Raw genomic sequence first — 13,983 nt, forward strand, 5'->3', positions numbered from 1 at the left:
AGGCTAGCTGGCCTCCGACACCGGCTTGCGCGGCGGCGGCGCGGGCAGTACCGCGTACAGGTCCCGTTCGAGCTCCTCGCGGATGTCTGCGCTGGCCGTGATGCCGAAGACGTCGACCACCGACGAGCCCATCGTGGTCACCTTCGCCCACGCGATGTCGACGCCGTCGCGCTCGAAGACCGCGGTCAGACGGGCCAGCAGGCCGGTCCGGTCGGTACTGCGGACCTGCACCACCTGTTCACCGGTCGCGGCACCGTCCGACCACAGGATGCGCGGTGGGGCGGCGACGTGGTTTATAGGTACCGCCGCGGGCACCTCGCCTGCCCTGCCGCTGCCGTGGGCAAGCGCGTCCCGATCACGTTGGTCGAGCGATTCGAGGACGTCCAGCTCGCCGTCGAGCGCCAGGATGAACTGCTGACGCAACAATTCCGCCGCGGGCGGCGTCCCGAAGTGCGGCGAGACGACGAACGTGTTGATCGCCGAGCCCGCGTGGCCATTGACCGACGCCGAATGCACCCGCAGGGAATTGAGCGCCAACACACCCGCGGCCTTGGACAGCAGGCCACGCCGGTCGGGCGCGATCATCGTGACGTGGTAGATGTGCGGGCTGTCGCCCGACGTCAGCTCGACATGCACGCCGACCTCGGCAGCGAGCGAAAGATAGTGCGGGTCAATGGGATCGGGCTGTGGCAGGTCCTCACCGGCCATCACCATTCGGCAGCGGCGCACCAGATCCCCGATGAGCGAGGCCTTCCAATCGCCCCAGACGCCGGGGCCGGTGGCCAGCGAATCGGCCTCACACAGCACCGAGAGCAGTTCCAGCAGCACCAGGTCGCCGTCGATGGCGTCGACCACCGCGGCGATCACGGTGGGGTCCTGCAGGTCGCGCCGGGTTGCGGTGTGCGCGAGCAGCAGATGGTGGCGCACCACCTTCGACAGCACCTCGACGTCCGACGGCCACAGTCCCAGTCGGGTGCCGATCTGCGTGGCCAGTTCGGCCCCTATCACGCTGTGGTCGCCGCCGCGGCCTTTGCCGATGTCATGGCACAACGCACCCAGCATCAGCAGGTCCGGACGGGACACCCGCGTGGTGAACGCGCTTGCCCGCGAGACCGTTTCGACGAGGTGCCGATCCACGGTCCAGATATGCACGACATCGCGCGGTGGTAGGTCGCGCACCGCTCCCCATTCCGGGAAGAGCCTGCCCCACAGGCCTGTTCGGTCAAGCGCCTCGATGGTGGCCACCGTTGCCGGCCCGGCGGCCAACATCACCAGCAGGTCCTTGAGCGCCTGACGCGGCCACGGAGTGCGCAATTCGGGCGCGGTCTCGGCCAACCGCGCCAAAGTGGATGCCGCCATCGGCAGCCCGGTGGTCGCCGATGCGGCCGCGACTCGCAGGATCAGACCCGGATCGCGCCCCGGGCGGGCGTCGCGCGCGAGTATCACCTCACCGGTGAACTCGATGACACCCTCGTCGAGGGGGCGACGCGGCGGGCGCCGCAGTGCGGCGAACCCGCGCCGCGGCAACGCGTTGGCAGCCGTGCGGATGCCGGAGTCGACGTAGAAGCTGATGGTGCGTGCGGCGTCGGACAGCATGCGCGCCAGATCGAATCGGTCCCCGATGTGCAGCGCGGCCCCGATCTCGTCGGCATGCTGGGCGAGCAGGAGTTCGCGACCGCGCCCGGCGACACGGTGCAGTTCGGTGCGCACGTTCAGCAGCCCGAGATGCGCCTCGCCCAGCGTGCTCAGCGGTGAGGCCGACGACCGGTTCGGGTACACGTCGGTCAGCTGCGCGATCGCCAGCGCGTTGAGCAGTTGCACGTCGCGCAGGCCCCCGCGGCCGCACTTGAGGTCCGGCTCGGCGCGGTGGGCGATCTCGCCGCTGCGTTGCCACCGGGCCCTTGTGTGTTCGACGAGATCGTCGAATCGTGATGCGATGCCGGTGCGCCATTGTCGTCGGGCTCCGGTGATCAGCAATGTCGAGAGATCCGAATCGCCTGCGATGTGGCGGGCTTCGAGCATGGCCAGGCCCGCAGAGATGTCCTGACCGGCCACCTGAAGCGCCTCAGGCACCGTACGAACGCTGTGGTCGATCCGAATGTTGGCGTCCCACAACGGATACCACAGTAATTCGGCGACCTGGGCGACCACCTCGGCAGGCATGTTGTCGTGCAGGAGGGTCAGGTCCAGGTCGGAATGCGGCACCAACTCGCCGCGGCCCAGACCACCGGTGGCCACGATGGCGAAGCCGCTGGTCGGCGTGATACCGATCTCGGTGGCTTTGGTGGTCAGCCAGAAGTCGTGCAGGTCCTGCAGGGCGTGCCGCAGTGCCGCCGAATCGAGTTGTCGCTTGGCGCCCGCCAGCAGCTTCTCGCACGCTGCAGCCAGATCGGTGGCAGGACGAGACGAACCCGCCGCCGGAGCCTTCCATCTGGTGGCTCCGGTGGCGGGATCTGTCTGGTCTGTCATCTCATGTCCTTTCCCGGCCTAGGGATCAACGCTCGTGGTTCTTCGGCCGGGAAACGACCTCGTCAGTCGGTCAAGCAGCTCAAAGGGCGTCGGCTCCCCGCTCGCCGGTGCGGACCCGCACCACGGTGTCGACCGGGCTGACCCACACCTTGCCGTCGCCGATCTTCCCGGTCCGGGCGGCCTGGACGATGACGTCCACCACCTTGTCGACCGCGGAGTCATCGACTACCACCTCCACCCGCACCTTCGGCACGAAATCGACGGAGTACTCGGCACCGCGGTACACCTCGGTGTGCCCCTTCTGGCGTCCGTAACCCTGAACCTCGCTGACGGTCATACCGAGGATGCCCGTCTGCTCCAGGCCGGTCTTGACGTCTTCCAGCGTGAACGGCTTGACGATCGCAGTAATCAGCTTCATGTGGTTGATCCCTTCCGATGAAATTCTTGCCGATCAGACGAGTTCATAAGCCGTTTCGGCATGTTCGGTCTCATCGATGCCGGTGTCCTCGTCTTCCGTGCTCACTCGCCACCCCATCGGCTTCACCAGGAAGGCGATGATGGCCGTCATGATGCCAGTGAACGCCACTGCCACCAAAGCGATCACCACCTGGACCACCAACTGCTGAACACCACCGCCGTAGAACAGCCCCGTTTCGGTGGCCAGGAACCCGATACCGACCGTGCCCCAAAGGCCTGCGACGAGGTGTACCCCGACAACGTCGAGCGAATCGTCATAGCCCAACTTGTACTTCAGTCCGATCGCCAGTGCCGACAACACGCCGGCGATCGCGCCCAGGATCAGTGATCCGATCGCGGAGAGGGAAGCGCAGGCCGGCGTGATCGCGACCAAGCCGGCGACGACACCCGAGGCGGCGCCCACGCTGGTGGCGTGGCCGTCTCGGATGCGTTCCACCAGCAACCAGGACAGCATCGCCGCCGCTGTGGCCGCAGTGGTGTTGACCCACACCTGCCCCGCCAACATGTCCGCCGCACCCTCGGATCCCACGTTGAAGCCGAACCATCCGAACCAGAGGATGGCGGCGCCGAGCATCACGAACGGGATGTTGTGCGGACGGAACGCCATCCTGCCGAAGCCGCTGCGCCTACCGATCAGCAGCGCCAGCACGAGCGCGGCCATGCCCGCGTTGATGTGTACGACGGTGCCGCCGGCGAAGTCGATCGGCGAGACGTTCGCCGCACCCGCCTCAGAGTCGTAGCCGAACAGCCAAGAGGCGATGCTGTTCTCGGCGCCCGACAGCAGGCCTCCGCCCCAGACCATGTGGGCGAGTGGGAAGTACACGAGCGTGACCCAGATGCCGCCGAAGAGCAACCAGGTGCCGAACTTCATCCGCTCCGCGACCGCCCCGCTGATGAGAGCGACCGTGATCACCGCGAACGTCAGCTGGAAGCCCACCCAGACGATCGCGGGCACCGTACCGAATCCGCCCAGGACGTAGAGGGTCTGCTCGCCGACTTCCCTGGTTTCGGTGAGTTGACTGACCCCGAACAGCGCGAAGGGGTTGTCGAAGATACCGAGGATGTCGCTCTCACCGGTGTGGGCCGATGCGAACGACATTGAATAGCCCCACAACACGTAGATGACGCTGACGACACCCATGGCGCCGAACGACATCATCATCATGTTGAGAACCGACTTCTGGCGCGACAGCCCGCCGTAGAAGAACGCCAGACCCGGGGTCATGAACAACACGAGAGCGGCGGCGGTGAGCACCCACGCCGTATCGCCCGAGCTCAACCCGTCTGGGCCGAACGGCGCGAACGCATCGTCCGGTAGGGCTAGGGGTAAGGCTGAAACCACTTTGTGTGAACCTCCTTGGGGAAGTGCGCCGATCGGATCGGCCTCCCGAAGAGACTCTTCGGCTGACGTTTCACCGGTGATTCTGATCCGTTTCCACTACGTGAACGGAAACGCCGAACTCGTTACGCTCGTGTTTCGCCGTCTTACGCACGGCGCAACCTGCGACCGCGTGCGAGACTGCGGAGTTCGAAGCCGGTCAGCCCAGCAGCGCGTCGACGAATGCCGCCGGCTCGAACGGGGCCAGGTCATCGGCACCTTCACCGAGGCCGACGAGTTTGACCGGCACGCCCAGCTCCTGCTGCACGCGGAAGACGATACCGCCCTTGGCGGTGCCGTCGAGTTTGGTGAGCACCACACCGGTGATGTCGACGACCTCGGCGAACACCCGCGCTTGCGGCAGACCGTTCTGCCCGATCGTGGCGTCGAGTACCAGCAGCACCTCGTCCACTTCTGCGCGACGACCGACCACCCGCTTCACCTTGCCGAGCTCGTCCATCAGGCCGGTCTTGGTGTGCAGGCGGCCGGCGGTGTCGATGCAGACGACGTCGGCGCCGTCCTCGATGCCCTTGTCGACGGCGTCGAACGCCACGGAGGCGGGGTCGGCGCCCTCGGCGCCGCGGACCACCTGCGCGCCGACGCGCGATGCCCAGGACTGCAACTGGTCGGCCGCGGCCGCGCGGAACGTGTCGGCCGCACCCAGCACGACGCGACGACCGTCGGCGACCAGCACACGGGCCAGCTTGCCGACGGTCGTGGTCTTTCCGGTGCCGTTGACGCCCACGACGAGCAGCACCGAGGGCTTGTCGGCGTGCGGCAGCGCTTTGATGGAACGGTCGAGTTCGGGGTGCAGTTCGGCGATGAGCACCTCGCGCAGGACCGCTCGGGCGTCGGCCTCCGAGCGCACGTTGCGGCTGGCCATGCGCTCACGCAGGGCCGCGATCACAGACGCGGTGACCACGGGACCCAGGTCGGCGATGAGCAGGGTGTCCTCGACCTCTTCCCAGGACGACTCGTCGAGGTCGCCGCCACCGAGTAGCCCCAGCATGCTGCGACCGAGCGTGGTCTGCGACTTGGCCAGCCGGCCCCGCAACCGCTCGAGCCTGCCTTCGGTCGGCGCGATCTCGTCGATCGCGAGTGCGGCCGGTTCCTCGACGGCCGGCTCCGCGGGCACGGGTGCTTCGGCGGGTGCCGGCGGCTGGACGACCGGCGGTTCCTCGACGACCGGCGGCTCCTCGACTACCGGCGGCTCCTGGACCGGCGGCTCCGGCAGGCGCACATCGGCGATCGGGCGCTTCGGCGCGTCGCGGGGCACGGTGGCGTCATCTCCGACCGCAGGCAGGCCGCTGGTGTCGATTCGGTCGGCAGGCGGGGCAGGCGCCGACTGCGTGAACGTGATGCCTGACGAGGCCGTATAGCCCCCCGACCGGTCGATGGGCTTGGTGGTGTCCGGCTTGGCCAGGCTGATGCGACGGCGGCGGTAGCGCAGCAGGCCGACGACAAGAGCGACTAACAGCAGAACGGCGATGACCGCGATCGCGATCCAGAGACCTAACGGGAGGGCTTCCAACACCGCGCCATTGTCTCAAGTTGGGTATGCGGCGACGCCCGCCCCCGTACGGGGCGCTAGTTCGCGGCGCTGCCGACGAGTTCCTGACCGCGCATGCGCTGGCTGATCACCGCCGTGATGCCGTCGTCGCGCATGGTCACGCCGTACAGCGCGTCGGCCACCTCCATCGTCGGCTTCTGATGGGTGATGACGATCAGCTGGGACCGCTCACGCAACTGCTCGAACAGGCTGATCAACCGGCGCAGGTTCACGTCGTCCAGCGCGGCCTCGACCTCGTCCATGACGTAGAACGGTGACGGGCGTGCCCGGAAGATCGCCACCAGCATCGCCACGGCGGTCAGCGACTTCTCGCCACCGGACAGCAGGGAGAGCCTCTTGATCTTCTTGCCCGGCGGCCGCGCCTCGACCTCGATGCCGGTGGTCAGCATGTCCTCGGGATTGGTCAGCAGCAGGCGGCCCTCGCCCCCGGGGAACAGCGTCGAAAACACTTGGGTGAACTCGCGTTCCACGTCGGTGTAGGCCTCGGTGAACACCTGAAGGATGCGGGCGTCGACATCGTCGATGACATCGAGTAGGTCCTTGCGCGCTGCCTTGACGTCCTCGAGCTGCGTCGACAGGAAGTTGTAGCGCTCCTCCAGCGCGGCGAACTCCTCGAGCGCCAGCGGATTGACCCGGCCCAGTTCGTTGAGCTCGCGCTCGGCCTTCTTGGCGCGGCGTTCCTGGGTAGGCCGGTCGAACGGCATCGGCACGGGCGCGGTGACCTGCTCGCCGCGTTCCCGCGCCTGGTCGTACTCGGCCATCTCGAGTTCCGTCGGCGGCAGCGGCACATCGGGGCCGTACTCGGCGACCAGGTCGGCGGTGGCCATGCCGAACTGTTCGAGGATGTGCTCTTCGAGTTGCTCGATGCGCAGCGCGGCCTGGGCTTTGGCGACCTCGTCCTTGTGCAGCGCATCGGTGAGGCCGTTGATCCTCGCGGTCAGCTCGTTGACCTCCTCGCGGGTCTCGGTCAGCGCTGCGGCGCGGTGCCGGCGTTCGGCTGCGAGCTGGTCGCCGATCCGGGATGCCACCGCGACTACGGCGCTCAACCGTTGCGCAACAACCCGTCCCGACTCCGCGACCGAGGCGGCGACAGCGGCGGCGAGCACGCGCGCCTCCCTGGCACGCTGAGCGCGCAGCCTCGCCTCACGCTCGGCGGTTGCCGCCCGGCGCAGTGAATCAGCCCGTCCGCGAACGGCATTCGCGCGCTCCTCAGCGGTGCGCACCGTCAACCGGGCCTCCACCTCGGCGGCCCGCGCCACCTCCGCGGCGGCAGTGGTTTCCTGCCGGTTGACCGGCTCGGCTTCGAAAGTCGGCTCCTGCTGCGCGTTGTGGAGCCGCTGCTCGAGCTCGGCCAGCTCGGTGACGGTGCGCGTGCGGTTGTCCTCCAGCTCGTCGCGCTGCCGGATCAACCGCTGCCACTCGTCGTCGGCGGCGCGCGCGTCCTGACCCAGGCGGCCCAGCTGCTCGTAGATCGCCGAGATCGCCGCGTCGGACTCGTTGAGCGCCGCGAGCGCCTGCTCGGCGGCGTCCTGACGGCTCGCCTGTTCAGCCTGCGCACCGGCCAGCGCGGCAGCCAGCTCGCTGACCTGCTTCTCGGCATCGACCAGCTCGGTGCGGGCCTTCTCGACCTCGGAAGCGATCTCCAGCGTGCTCGGCTTGCGGTCCGATCCGCCGCTGACCCACCCCGCGCCGACCAGGTCGCCGTCGGTGGTGACCGCGCGAAGCCGCGGTCGGGCGGCGACGAGATCCAGCGCGGCGTCCAGGTCCGGCACCACGACGACGTCGGCCAGCATCGCCGATACCGCTCCCTGCAGACGCGGCGGCGCATCCACCATGTCGACCGCCCAGGTCGCACCGGCCGGCAGCTGGGCCGACGGCGGCTGCGCTTCACCGGGCCAGTCGCTGAGCACGATCGCCGCTCGCCCGCCGTCGGACTCCTTCAAGGCAGCGACCGCGGCGCGGGCCGCCCCCGAGTTCTCCGCGGCGACGGCGTCGGCGGCGGCACCCAGCACCGCGGCGACCGCCACCTCGTAGCCGTCGCGCACCCTCAGCAGGTTCGCGACCGAGCCGAGAAGTCCTGCGCCGCTGTGGTTCTTCTGCAACCAGGAAGCGCCGTCCCTGCGGTCCAGGCCGACCGACAGCGCCTCGATGCGTGCGCGCAGCGACGCCACCTGGCGTTCGGCTCCGCGCTCGGCGGCCTGCAGTTCGGCGACCCGTTCGTCGGCCAACCGCAGGGCGGTGACGGTGCGGTCGTGGTGCTCGTCGAGGCCCACCTCACCGGCGTCGAGTTCACCGACCCGCCCCTGCACGGTCTCGAATTCGGCCTGGGTGTGCTGCGCCCGCGCGGCAGCCTCGTCGATACCGCCGGTGACCCGGGCGACGGTCTCGTCGATCGACTCGACCCGGGTGCGCATGGTGTCGACCTGTCCGGCGAGTCGGGCCAGGCCCTCGCGCCGATCTGCCTCCGCGCGCGCGGCGGCCAGGTGCGCCCGCTCGGCTTCGGCGGCGAGGCGCTCGCATTCGGTCAGCTCGGCGCGGGCAGCTTCCAGCTTGGTGCGGGAATCGGCCAGCTCGTCGAGCAGTTGACGTTCCTGCTCGGCGACCTCGCCGGCCTGCGCCTCCAGGGCATCGGGATCCGGACCGGTCGAGGCCTCGGGCTCGCCGTCGAGATGCTGGGCGCGCTCGCTGGCGATGCGCACGGTGGCACCTACGCGCTCGGCGAGCGCCGACAGCGCGAACCACCGTTGCTGGGCGGCATCGGCTCGTTCGCTCAACGTTTCGACGGCGGCCTCGTGCGCGGCCAACTCCACCGTCTTGGCCTCCAGCCGCGCCGCCACCTCGTCGTGCTCACGGCGCAGCGTCGTCTCGGCGTGGTTGGTGTTGTCGAATTCGGATCTGCGCCTTACCAAGTCGTCGGCGGCCAGCCGCAGCCGGGCATCGCGCAGATCGGCCTGGATGGTCTGGGCGCGCCGCGCCATCTCCGCCTGCCGGCCCAGCGGCTTGAGCTGGCGGCGCAACTCGGTGGTCAGATCGGTGAGCCGGGCCAGGTTGGCCGACATCGAATCGAGCTTGCGGACGGCCTTCTCTTTGCGCTTGCGGTGCTTGAGGACGCCTGCGGCCTCCTCGATGAACGCGCGCCGGTCCTCGGGCCGCGACTCGAGGATCTCCGACAGCTTGCCCTGTCCGACGATGACGTGCATCTCGCGGCCGATGCCGGAGTCGGAGAGGAGTTCCTGAATGTCCATCAATCGGCAACTGCTGCCGTTGATCTCGTACTCGCTGCCGCCGTCGCGGAACATCCGGCGGGTGATCGACACCTCGGAGTAGTCGATGGGCAACGAGCCGTCGGAGTTGTCGATGGTGACGGTGACCTCGGCGCGACCCAACGGCGGGCGCGATGACGTGCCTGCGAAGATGACGTCCTCCATCTTGCCGCCGCGCAGGCTCTTGGCACCCTGCTCGCCCATCACCCAGATGAGCGCGTCGACGACATTGGACTTACCGGAACCGTTGGGCCCGACCACGCAGGTGATGCCCGGCTCGAAGCGCAGCGTCGTCGGCGAAGCAAACGACTTGAAGCCCTTCAGGGTCAGGCTCTTGAGGTGCACGAGGTGCCACACTACCGTCGCGCAGGCTAACGCTCGGTGAACCCTTGTAGCGAGTCGCCGGGTTGGCTGAAGTCGGCGACGACCTTGTCGACGCGGCCGGGAGTGTCGCCGCTTTGCAGCAGGTCAAGCAGCTGCTGACAGCTTCGCCTCGGACCCTGTGCGACGACCTGCACACGCCCGTCGGCCTTGTTCGCGGCGTAGCCCGTCAGCCCCAGTTCGAGTGCGCGTGAGCGCGTCCACCAGCGGAAGCCGACGCCCTGGACGTGACCGTGCACCCAGGCCGTCAGTCGTACCTCAGCTAACTCCTGCATCAGAAACCTCAAACGTCACTTCTGCCCCGGACTTCAGTGTGCGTCCGACAGTGCACACCTTGTCCACTGCTCGTTCGACCACGGTCAGCACCCGCGCCGCCTCCTCCTCGGACAGCCCGGACAGGTCGAGGTGCATCCGCTCCTCGAGCAGCGGATAGCGCTCCTGTTCGCGGTCGGGCGGACCGGATACCCGGATCGTCGTCCGGTAATCCTCGCCGAGGCGCCGCTGCAGGGGTATGTCGCTGGCCATGCCGCTGCAGGCCGCGAGTGCGATCTTCATCAACTCGCCCGGCGTGAACACACCCTCGATGTCCTCGCTTCCGACGAGCACCTCGGCGCCCCGCGAGCTACGCCCCGTGTAGCGGCGCTGTGCGGTTCGCTCCACCCACAGTTCGGTCATGTCGTGGTCCCTTCCCGCCGAAATAGCATTCCTGGTCGTGATCTGCGCCGATCGGCAACCAGGAATGCTATTTCGCACCTAGCGCTCACCGCCGCACCCTCGGTCGGGCTTGACATCTGGGGCAGTAGAACGACGAGCGGTTCATGAATTTCTCCCGTCGCATCACCGCGCCGCAGCGCCGGCACGGCTCACCTTCGCGGCCGTAGGCGTCCAGCGACCGGTCGAAGTAGCCGGACTCGCCGTTGACGTTGACATACAACGAGTCGAATGAGGTGCCGCCCTGCCCGAGCGCCTCCGCCATCACCTCCGCAGCGGCGTCGAGTAACTCGGCCAGCTTCGACCGGGTCAGCGACGACGCCAGGCGGGCACCGTTGACACGAGCGCGCCACAGCGCCTCGTCGGCGTAGATGTTGCCGATGCCCGACACCACCGTCTGATCCAGCAACTGGCGTTTGATCTCGGAGTGCTTGCGCCGCAACACCATTACGACGCCATCGCGATTGAACAACGGGTCGAGCGGGTCGCGGGCAAGATGTGCGACCGGCAGCGGCACCTCGCTGCCGTCGGCGGTCACCAGGTCGGCGAGCATCCAGCCGCCGAAAGTGCGTTGGTCGACGAAGCTCAGCGCGGTTCCGTCGTCGAGCAGAGCGGCGATGCGCAGATGATCCTGCATCGGCAGTTCGCCCAGCAGCATCTGCCCGCTCATGCCGAGATGCACCACCACTGCGGAGCCGTCATCCAGGGTCAGCCACAGGTACTTCCCGCGGCGGCCGGTGCCGACGATGCGGGCGCCCAGCAACCGCGCGGTCAAATCGGCGGCGCCGGCTTCGTGCCTGCGCACCGCCCGCGGATGGTGCACCCGAACAGCGGTGATCGTCTTGTCGACGACGTGCGCGTGCAGTCCCCGGCGTACGACCTCGACCTCGGGAAGCTCAGGCATCTACCTCGGCTTCGGCCAGCGCGTTCCACGCCGCCGCGGCCGCCTTGAGTTCGGCTTCCTTCTTCGTCCGGCCGACACCGCGGCCGTATTGGACGTCGGTGACCAGGACCGTCGCGGTGAACTCCTTGTCATGGTCCGGTCCGGTCGAGGACACGATGTAGGACGGTGCGCCCAGCCCGCGCGACGCTGTCAGTTCCTGCAGGCTGCTCTTCCAGTCCAGCCCGGCGCCCAGCGTGGGTGCGGTGTCGAGCAGCCTGCCGAACAACCGTAGTATCACATCCCGCGCGACCGTGATGCCGTGCTCGATATAGATTGCGCCCAACAGGGATTCGACGCCGTCCGCCAGGATGCTGGCCTTGTCGGCGCCGCCGGAGTTCTCCTCGCCCTTGCCCAGCAACAGGTGCGCCCCGAGCCCGCCGTCGGACAATTGACGGCCGACGTCGGCCAGCGCCTGGGTGTTGACGATGCTGGCGCGCAGCTTGGCCAGATCACCCTCGGACCGGTCTGGATGGCGGTTGTACAGCTCCTCGGTGACCGTCAGCCCGAGCACCGCGTCGCCGAGGAACTCCAGCCGCTCGTTGGTGGGCAGGCCACCGTTCTCATACGAGTAGCTGCGGTGTGTCAGCGCCATCGTGAGCATGTCGTCGGACAGGTGCACGCCCAGCGCCGCCAGCAGCGCCGCCCGGTCACTCACTTGCGTCCTCGTCGAACACGTTCGCGAGCTTGGCCCACCTCGGGTCGATCTGCTCGTGGTGGTGGCCGGGTTCGGCGGTGGCCAACGCGACACCGCAGTGCGGACACAGGCCCGCGCAGTCCGGTCCGCACAGCGGGGCGAACGGCAGCGCCAGCCCGACCGCGTCGATGATGGGCTGTTCCAGGTTGACGGCGTCATCCTCGACGCGCCCCAACTCGTCGGCGTCGGTGGTCTCGTCGGTCGCGCTGTCCGGGTAGGCGAACAACTCGGTCAGCTCGATGTCGACCGCCCCGGTAACCGGGGTCAGGCAGCGCGCGCACTCTCCCGACGTCGGCGCCGAGACGGTGCCGGTGACCAGCACTCCCTCCGATACCGACTCGAGCCGCAGATCCAGCGCCAACGGCGCGCCCTCATCAATACCGATCAGATCAAGCCCGATGCGCGACGGGTTCGGCACGGACTCCGAGACGGTCATCATCGAACCGGGCCTGCGCCCGAGCCGGGCGATGTTGATCACGAGCGGCGATTGTGACGCGCGGTGGCCCGTCGTTTTCGCATGCGTCGCCATAGACGTCAATCCTACGGCGACGGCCCAGGTCGCTAGCGAGCCGCGTAGTCGTGCGTTCCCGCGGCGGTGCGCAACTGGTGACGGCCCCGTCCCACCGACCGCAGCGTGCCGTTGAGGAAGTCCTCGAACTCGGCCAGCTTGCTGTCGACGTAGATGTCGCATTCTCCGCGCAGCCGGTCGGCCTCGGCGTGGGCCGAATCGATCAGACGCGTGGCCTCGTTCGTCGCGGTCTGCACGATCTCGGTCTGCGACACCAGCCGCTGCTGTTCCTTGATGCCTTCCTGCACGGCCTTCTCGTAGGCGAGGTTGCCGCTCTCGATGAGCCGGTCGGCCTCGGTCTTGGCCCGTCCGGTGCTGGCTTCGTACTCGCGCTTGGCGGTCGCGGCGATCCGGCCGGCCTCCTCCCGGGCCTCGCCGACCATCCGCTCGCTGTGCTGACGCGCCTCGGCGACCATGCGGTCGGCCTGGGCCTTGGCGTCGGCGAGCAGGCGGTCGGCCTCAGCGCGGGCGTGGTTGAGCAGGGAGTCGGCTTCGGCGGTGGCCGTCGACACCATGGAATCGGAGTGTTCCTTGGCTTCCCGCAGCAACCCGTCGCGGGCGTCGAGGACGTCCTGGGCGTCGTCGAGGTCACCGGGAATGGCGTCCTTGATGTCGTCGACCAGCTCGAGCACATCGCCGCGAGGCACCACGCAGCCAGCCGTCATCGGCACGCCGCGGGCTTCTTCCACAATCGCGCTCAGTTCATCGAGCGCCTCAAAGACTCGGTACACGGCAACACCCTCCAGGCGTAGTTGGCGGTTACTAGTGTGCCTGGTGTTGCCTCTGTGACTCGGCTTCCGGCTCGGTGTGTCGCGACTCAGTGATCTTGCTGTGCCGCGGCTTCCCCAGGCTGCAACTCCGGTCTGAATTGCTCGCCGCACATTATGTCAGGCGCCTAGTTATCTGAGCGCCCCGCCGATAACGTCCCGTGCGCGGTCGAGCATCGATGCGAACGGGCCCACGGCGAAGTTGAGCTTGGCCGACTCGACACCGGGGTGCGGACGCGTCGGCGCGATGGCCTCGGCCGCCTGGACCGCCTTGGCCATCCGCCCGAGGTCGTCGGAGTCGAGCTTGGCCTGCAGCTTGTTGAACTCCTCGGCTTCCTCGGCCTCGGCGTGCTGGATCACCGCGTCGCGGAACGTGGTCAGCTCATCGATGAACTCCTTGGAGCCGACGTCCATGTTCTCCAGCTTCGACAACTGCTCCTTGGCGTCGTGCTCCTCCTTGAGGCGCGCGTCGACCACCTCGTCGCCGTCACCGATCTCGTTGCGGGCGCGCGGATGGACCACCATCTCCTCGGCGGTCTCGTGTACCGCAAGCAGTTGGCGAAGGTTGACGAACGCCTTCTCGCGGGCCTCGTCGCTCGACGCCGACAGCACCTCGTCGAACATGTCCTTGATCAGGTTGTGCTGGTCCTTGAGGAATCGGACGACGTCGTCGGTGGACTGGACGAATGTCTCGACCATGGCAGAAACCTCCTGCGAATTCCGGGTTGGTGGGGGCGCGAAGGGGCTGTGCGCCACCTACGG

12 protein-coding genes are annotated in these 13,983 nt (G+C 68.1%); all 12 read right to left on the reverse strand.

Annotated elements, in window-relative coordinates; all coding sequences use genetic code 11:
* Nucleotides 1-3: 3 nt before the first annotated feature.
* The 12 genes from K3G64_RS24480 to K3G64_RS24535 all read right to left on the reverse strand — a co-directional run bounded on the left by K3G64_RS24480 (nucleotide 4) and on the right by K3G64_RS24535 (nucleotide 13,920).
* Nucleotides 4-2,469 carry a [protein-PII] uridylyltransferase gene (locus K3G64_RS24480; RefSeq protein WP_238888117.1) on the reverse strand — a complete coding sequence of 822 codons (2,466 nt, stop codon included), beginning with the start codon at nucleotides 2,467-2,469 and terminating at the stop codon, nucleotides 4-6.
* A gap of 79 nt (nucleotides 2,470-2,548) precedes the next feature.
* Nucleotides 2,549-2,887: a P-II family nitrogen regulator gene (locus tag K3G64_RS24485; protein ID WP_003881099.1), complete on the reverse strand. Its 339-nt coding sequence runs from the start codon at nucleotides 2,885-2,887 to the stop codon at nucleotides 2,549-2,551.
* Between the two features lie 33 nt (nucleotides 2,888-2,920).
* The gene (locus tag K3G64_RS24490) at nucleotides 2,921-4,288 is read right to left on the reverse strand and encodes an ammonium transporter (RefSeq protein ID WP_238888119.1); all 1,368 of its coding nucleotides are present in this window, start codon (nucleotides 4,286-4,288) and stop codon (nucleotides 2,921-2,923) included.
* Between the two features lie 196 nt (nucleotides 4,289-4,484).
* A complete protein-coding gene (ftsY, locus tag K3G64_RS24495; protein WP_370647036.1) occupies nucleotides 4,485-5,858 on the reverse strand; it encodes a signal recognition particle-docking protein FtsY in 1,374 nt (457 codons plus the stop codon).
* A 53-nt stretch (nucleotides 5,859-5,911) separates the two neighbouring features.
* The gene (smc, locus tag K3G64_RS24500; protein WP_238888121.1) at nucleotides 5,912-9,502 is read right to left on the reverse strand and encodes a chromosome segregation protein SMC; all 3,591 of its coding nucleotides are present in this window, start codon (nucleotides 9,500-9,502) and stop codon (nucleotides 5,912-5,914) included.
* A gap of 26 nt (nucleotides 9,503-9,528) precedes the next feature.
* Nucleotides 9,529-9,813, reverse strand: a complete 285-nt coding sequence (locus K3G64_RS24505; protein ID WP_238888123.1) for an acylphosphatase — start codon at nucleotides 9,811-9,813, stop codon at nucleotides 9,529-9,531.
* The gene (locus K3G64_RS24510) at nucleotides 9,797-10,213 is read right to left on the reverse strand and encodes an OsmC family protein (protein WP_238888125.1); all 417 of its coding nucleotides are present in this window, start codon (nucleotides 10,211-10,213) and stop codon (nucleotides 9,797-9,799) included. The genes K3G64_RS24505 and K3G64_RS24510 overlap by 17 nt, the downstream gene beginning before the upstream one ends.
* A gap of 85 nt (nucleotides 10,214-10,298) precedes the next feature.
* The gene (mutM, locus tag K3G64_RS24515) at nucleotides 10,299-11,153 is read right to left on the reverse strand and encodes a bifunctional DNA-formamidopyrimidine glycosylase/DNA-(apurinic or apyrimidinic site) lyase (protein ID WP_238888126.1); all 855 of its coding nucleotides are present in this window, start codon (nucleotides 11,151-11,153) and stop codon (nucleotides 10,299-10,301) included.
* Nucleotides 11,146-11,793, reverse strand: a complete 648-nt coding sequence (gene rnc, locus K3G64_RS24520) for a ribonuclease III (protein WP_238950984.1) — start codon at nucleotides 11,791-11,793, stop codon at nucleotides 11,146-11,148. The genes mutM and rnc overlap by 8 nt, the downstream gene beginning before the upstream one ends.
* A gap of 46 nt (nucleotides 11,794-11,839) precedes the next feature.
* On the reverse strand, nucleotides 11,840-12,415 hold the full coding sequence (locus K3G64_RS24525) for a YceD family protein (RefSeq protein WP_238888128.1): 576 nt from the start codon (nucleotides 12,413-12,415) through the stop codon (nucleotides 11,840-11,842).
* A 32-nt stretch (nucleotides 12,416-12,447) separates the two neighbouring features.
* Entirely contained in the window at nucleotides 12,448-13,185 is a 738-nt protein-coding gene (sepIVA, locus tag K3G64_RS24530) for a cell division protein SepIVA (RefSeq protein WP_238888136.1), read from the reverse strand.
* A gap of 168 nt (nucleotides 13,186-13,353) precedes the next feature.
* Nucleotides 13,354-13,920 (reverse strand): hemerythrin domain-containing protein, encoded by a 567-nt coding sequence (locus tag K3G64_RS24535; protein ID WP_238888138.1) that lies wholly within the window; start codon nucleotides 13,918-13,920, stop codon nucleotides 13,354-13,356.
* Nucleotides 13,921-13,983 lie beyond the last annotated feature (63 nt).

Source organism: Mycobacterium sp. IDR2000157661, assembly GCF_022317005.1.
In the GTDB taxonomy this organism is placed as follows: Bacteria; Actinomycetota; Actinomycetes; order Mycobacteriales; family Mycobacteriaceae; genus Mycobacterium.

Bases quoted from the DNA above. Each gene is read 5' to 3' on its own strand.
- K3G64_RS24535 (WP_238888138.1), bottom strand. From the start codon at position 13,920: ATGGTCGAGACATTCGTCCAGTCCACCGACGACGTCGTCCGATTCCTC.
- K3G64_RS24510 (WP_238888125.1), bottom strand. From the start codon at position 10,213: ATGACCGAACTGTGGGTGGAGCGAACCGCACAGCGCCGCTACACGGGG.
- K3G64_RS24480 (WP_238888117.1), bottom strand. From the start codon at position 2,469: ATGACAGACCAGACAGATCCCGCCACCGGAGCCACCAGATGGAAGGCT.
- K3G64_RS24525 (WP_238888128.1), bottom strand. From the start codon at position 12,415: ATGGCGACGCATGCGAAAACGACGGGCCACCGCGCGTCACAATCGCCG.
- mutM (WP_238888126.1), bottom strand. From the start codon at position 11,153: ATGCCTGAGCTTCCCGAGGTCGAGGTCGTACGCCGGGGACTGCACGCG.
- rnc (WP_238950984.1), bottom strand. From the start codon at position 11,793: ATGCTCACGATGGCGCTGACACACCGCAGCTACTCGTATGAGAACGGT.
- K3G64_RS24485 (WP_003881099.1), bottom strand. From the start codon at position 2,887: ATGAAGCTGATTACTGCGATCGTCAAGCCGTTCACGCTGGAAGACGTC.
- K3G64_RS24505 (WP_238888123.1), bottom strand. From the start codon at position 9,813: ATGCAGGAGTTAGCTGAGGTACGACTGACGGCCTGGGTGCACGGTCAC.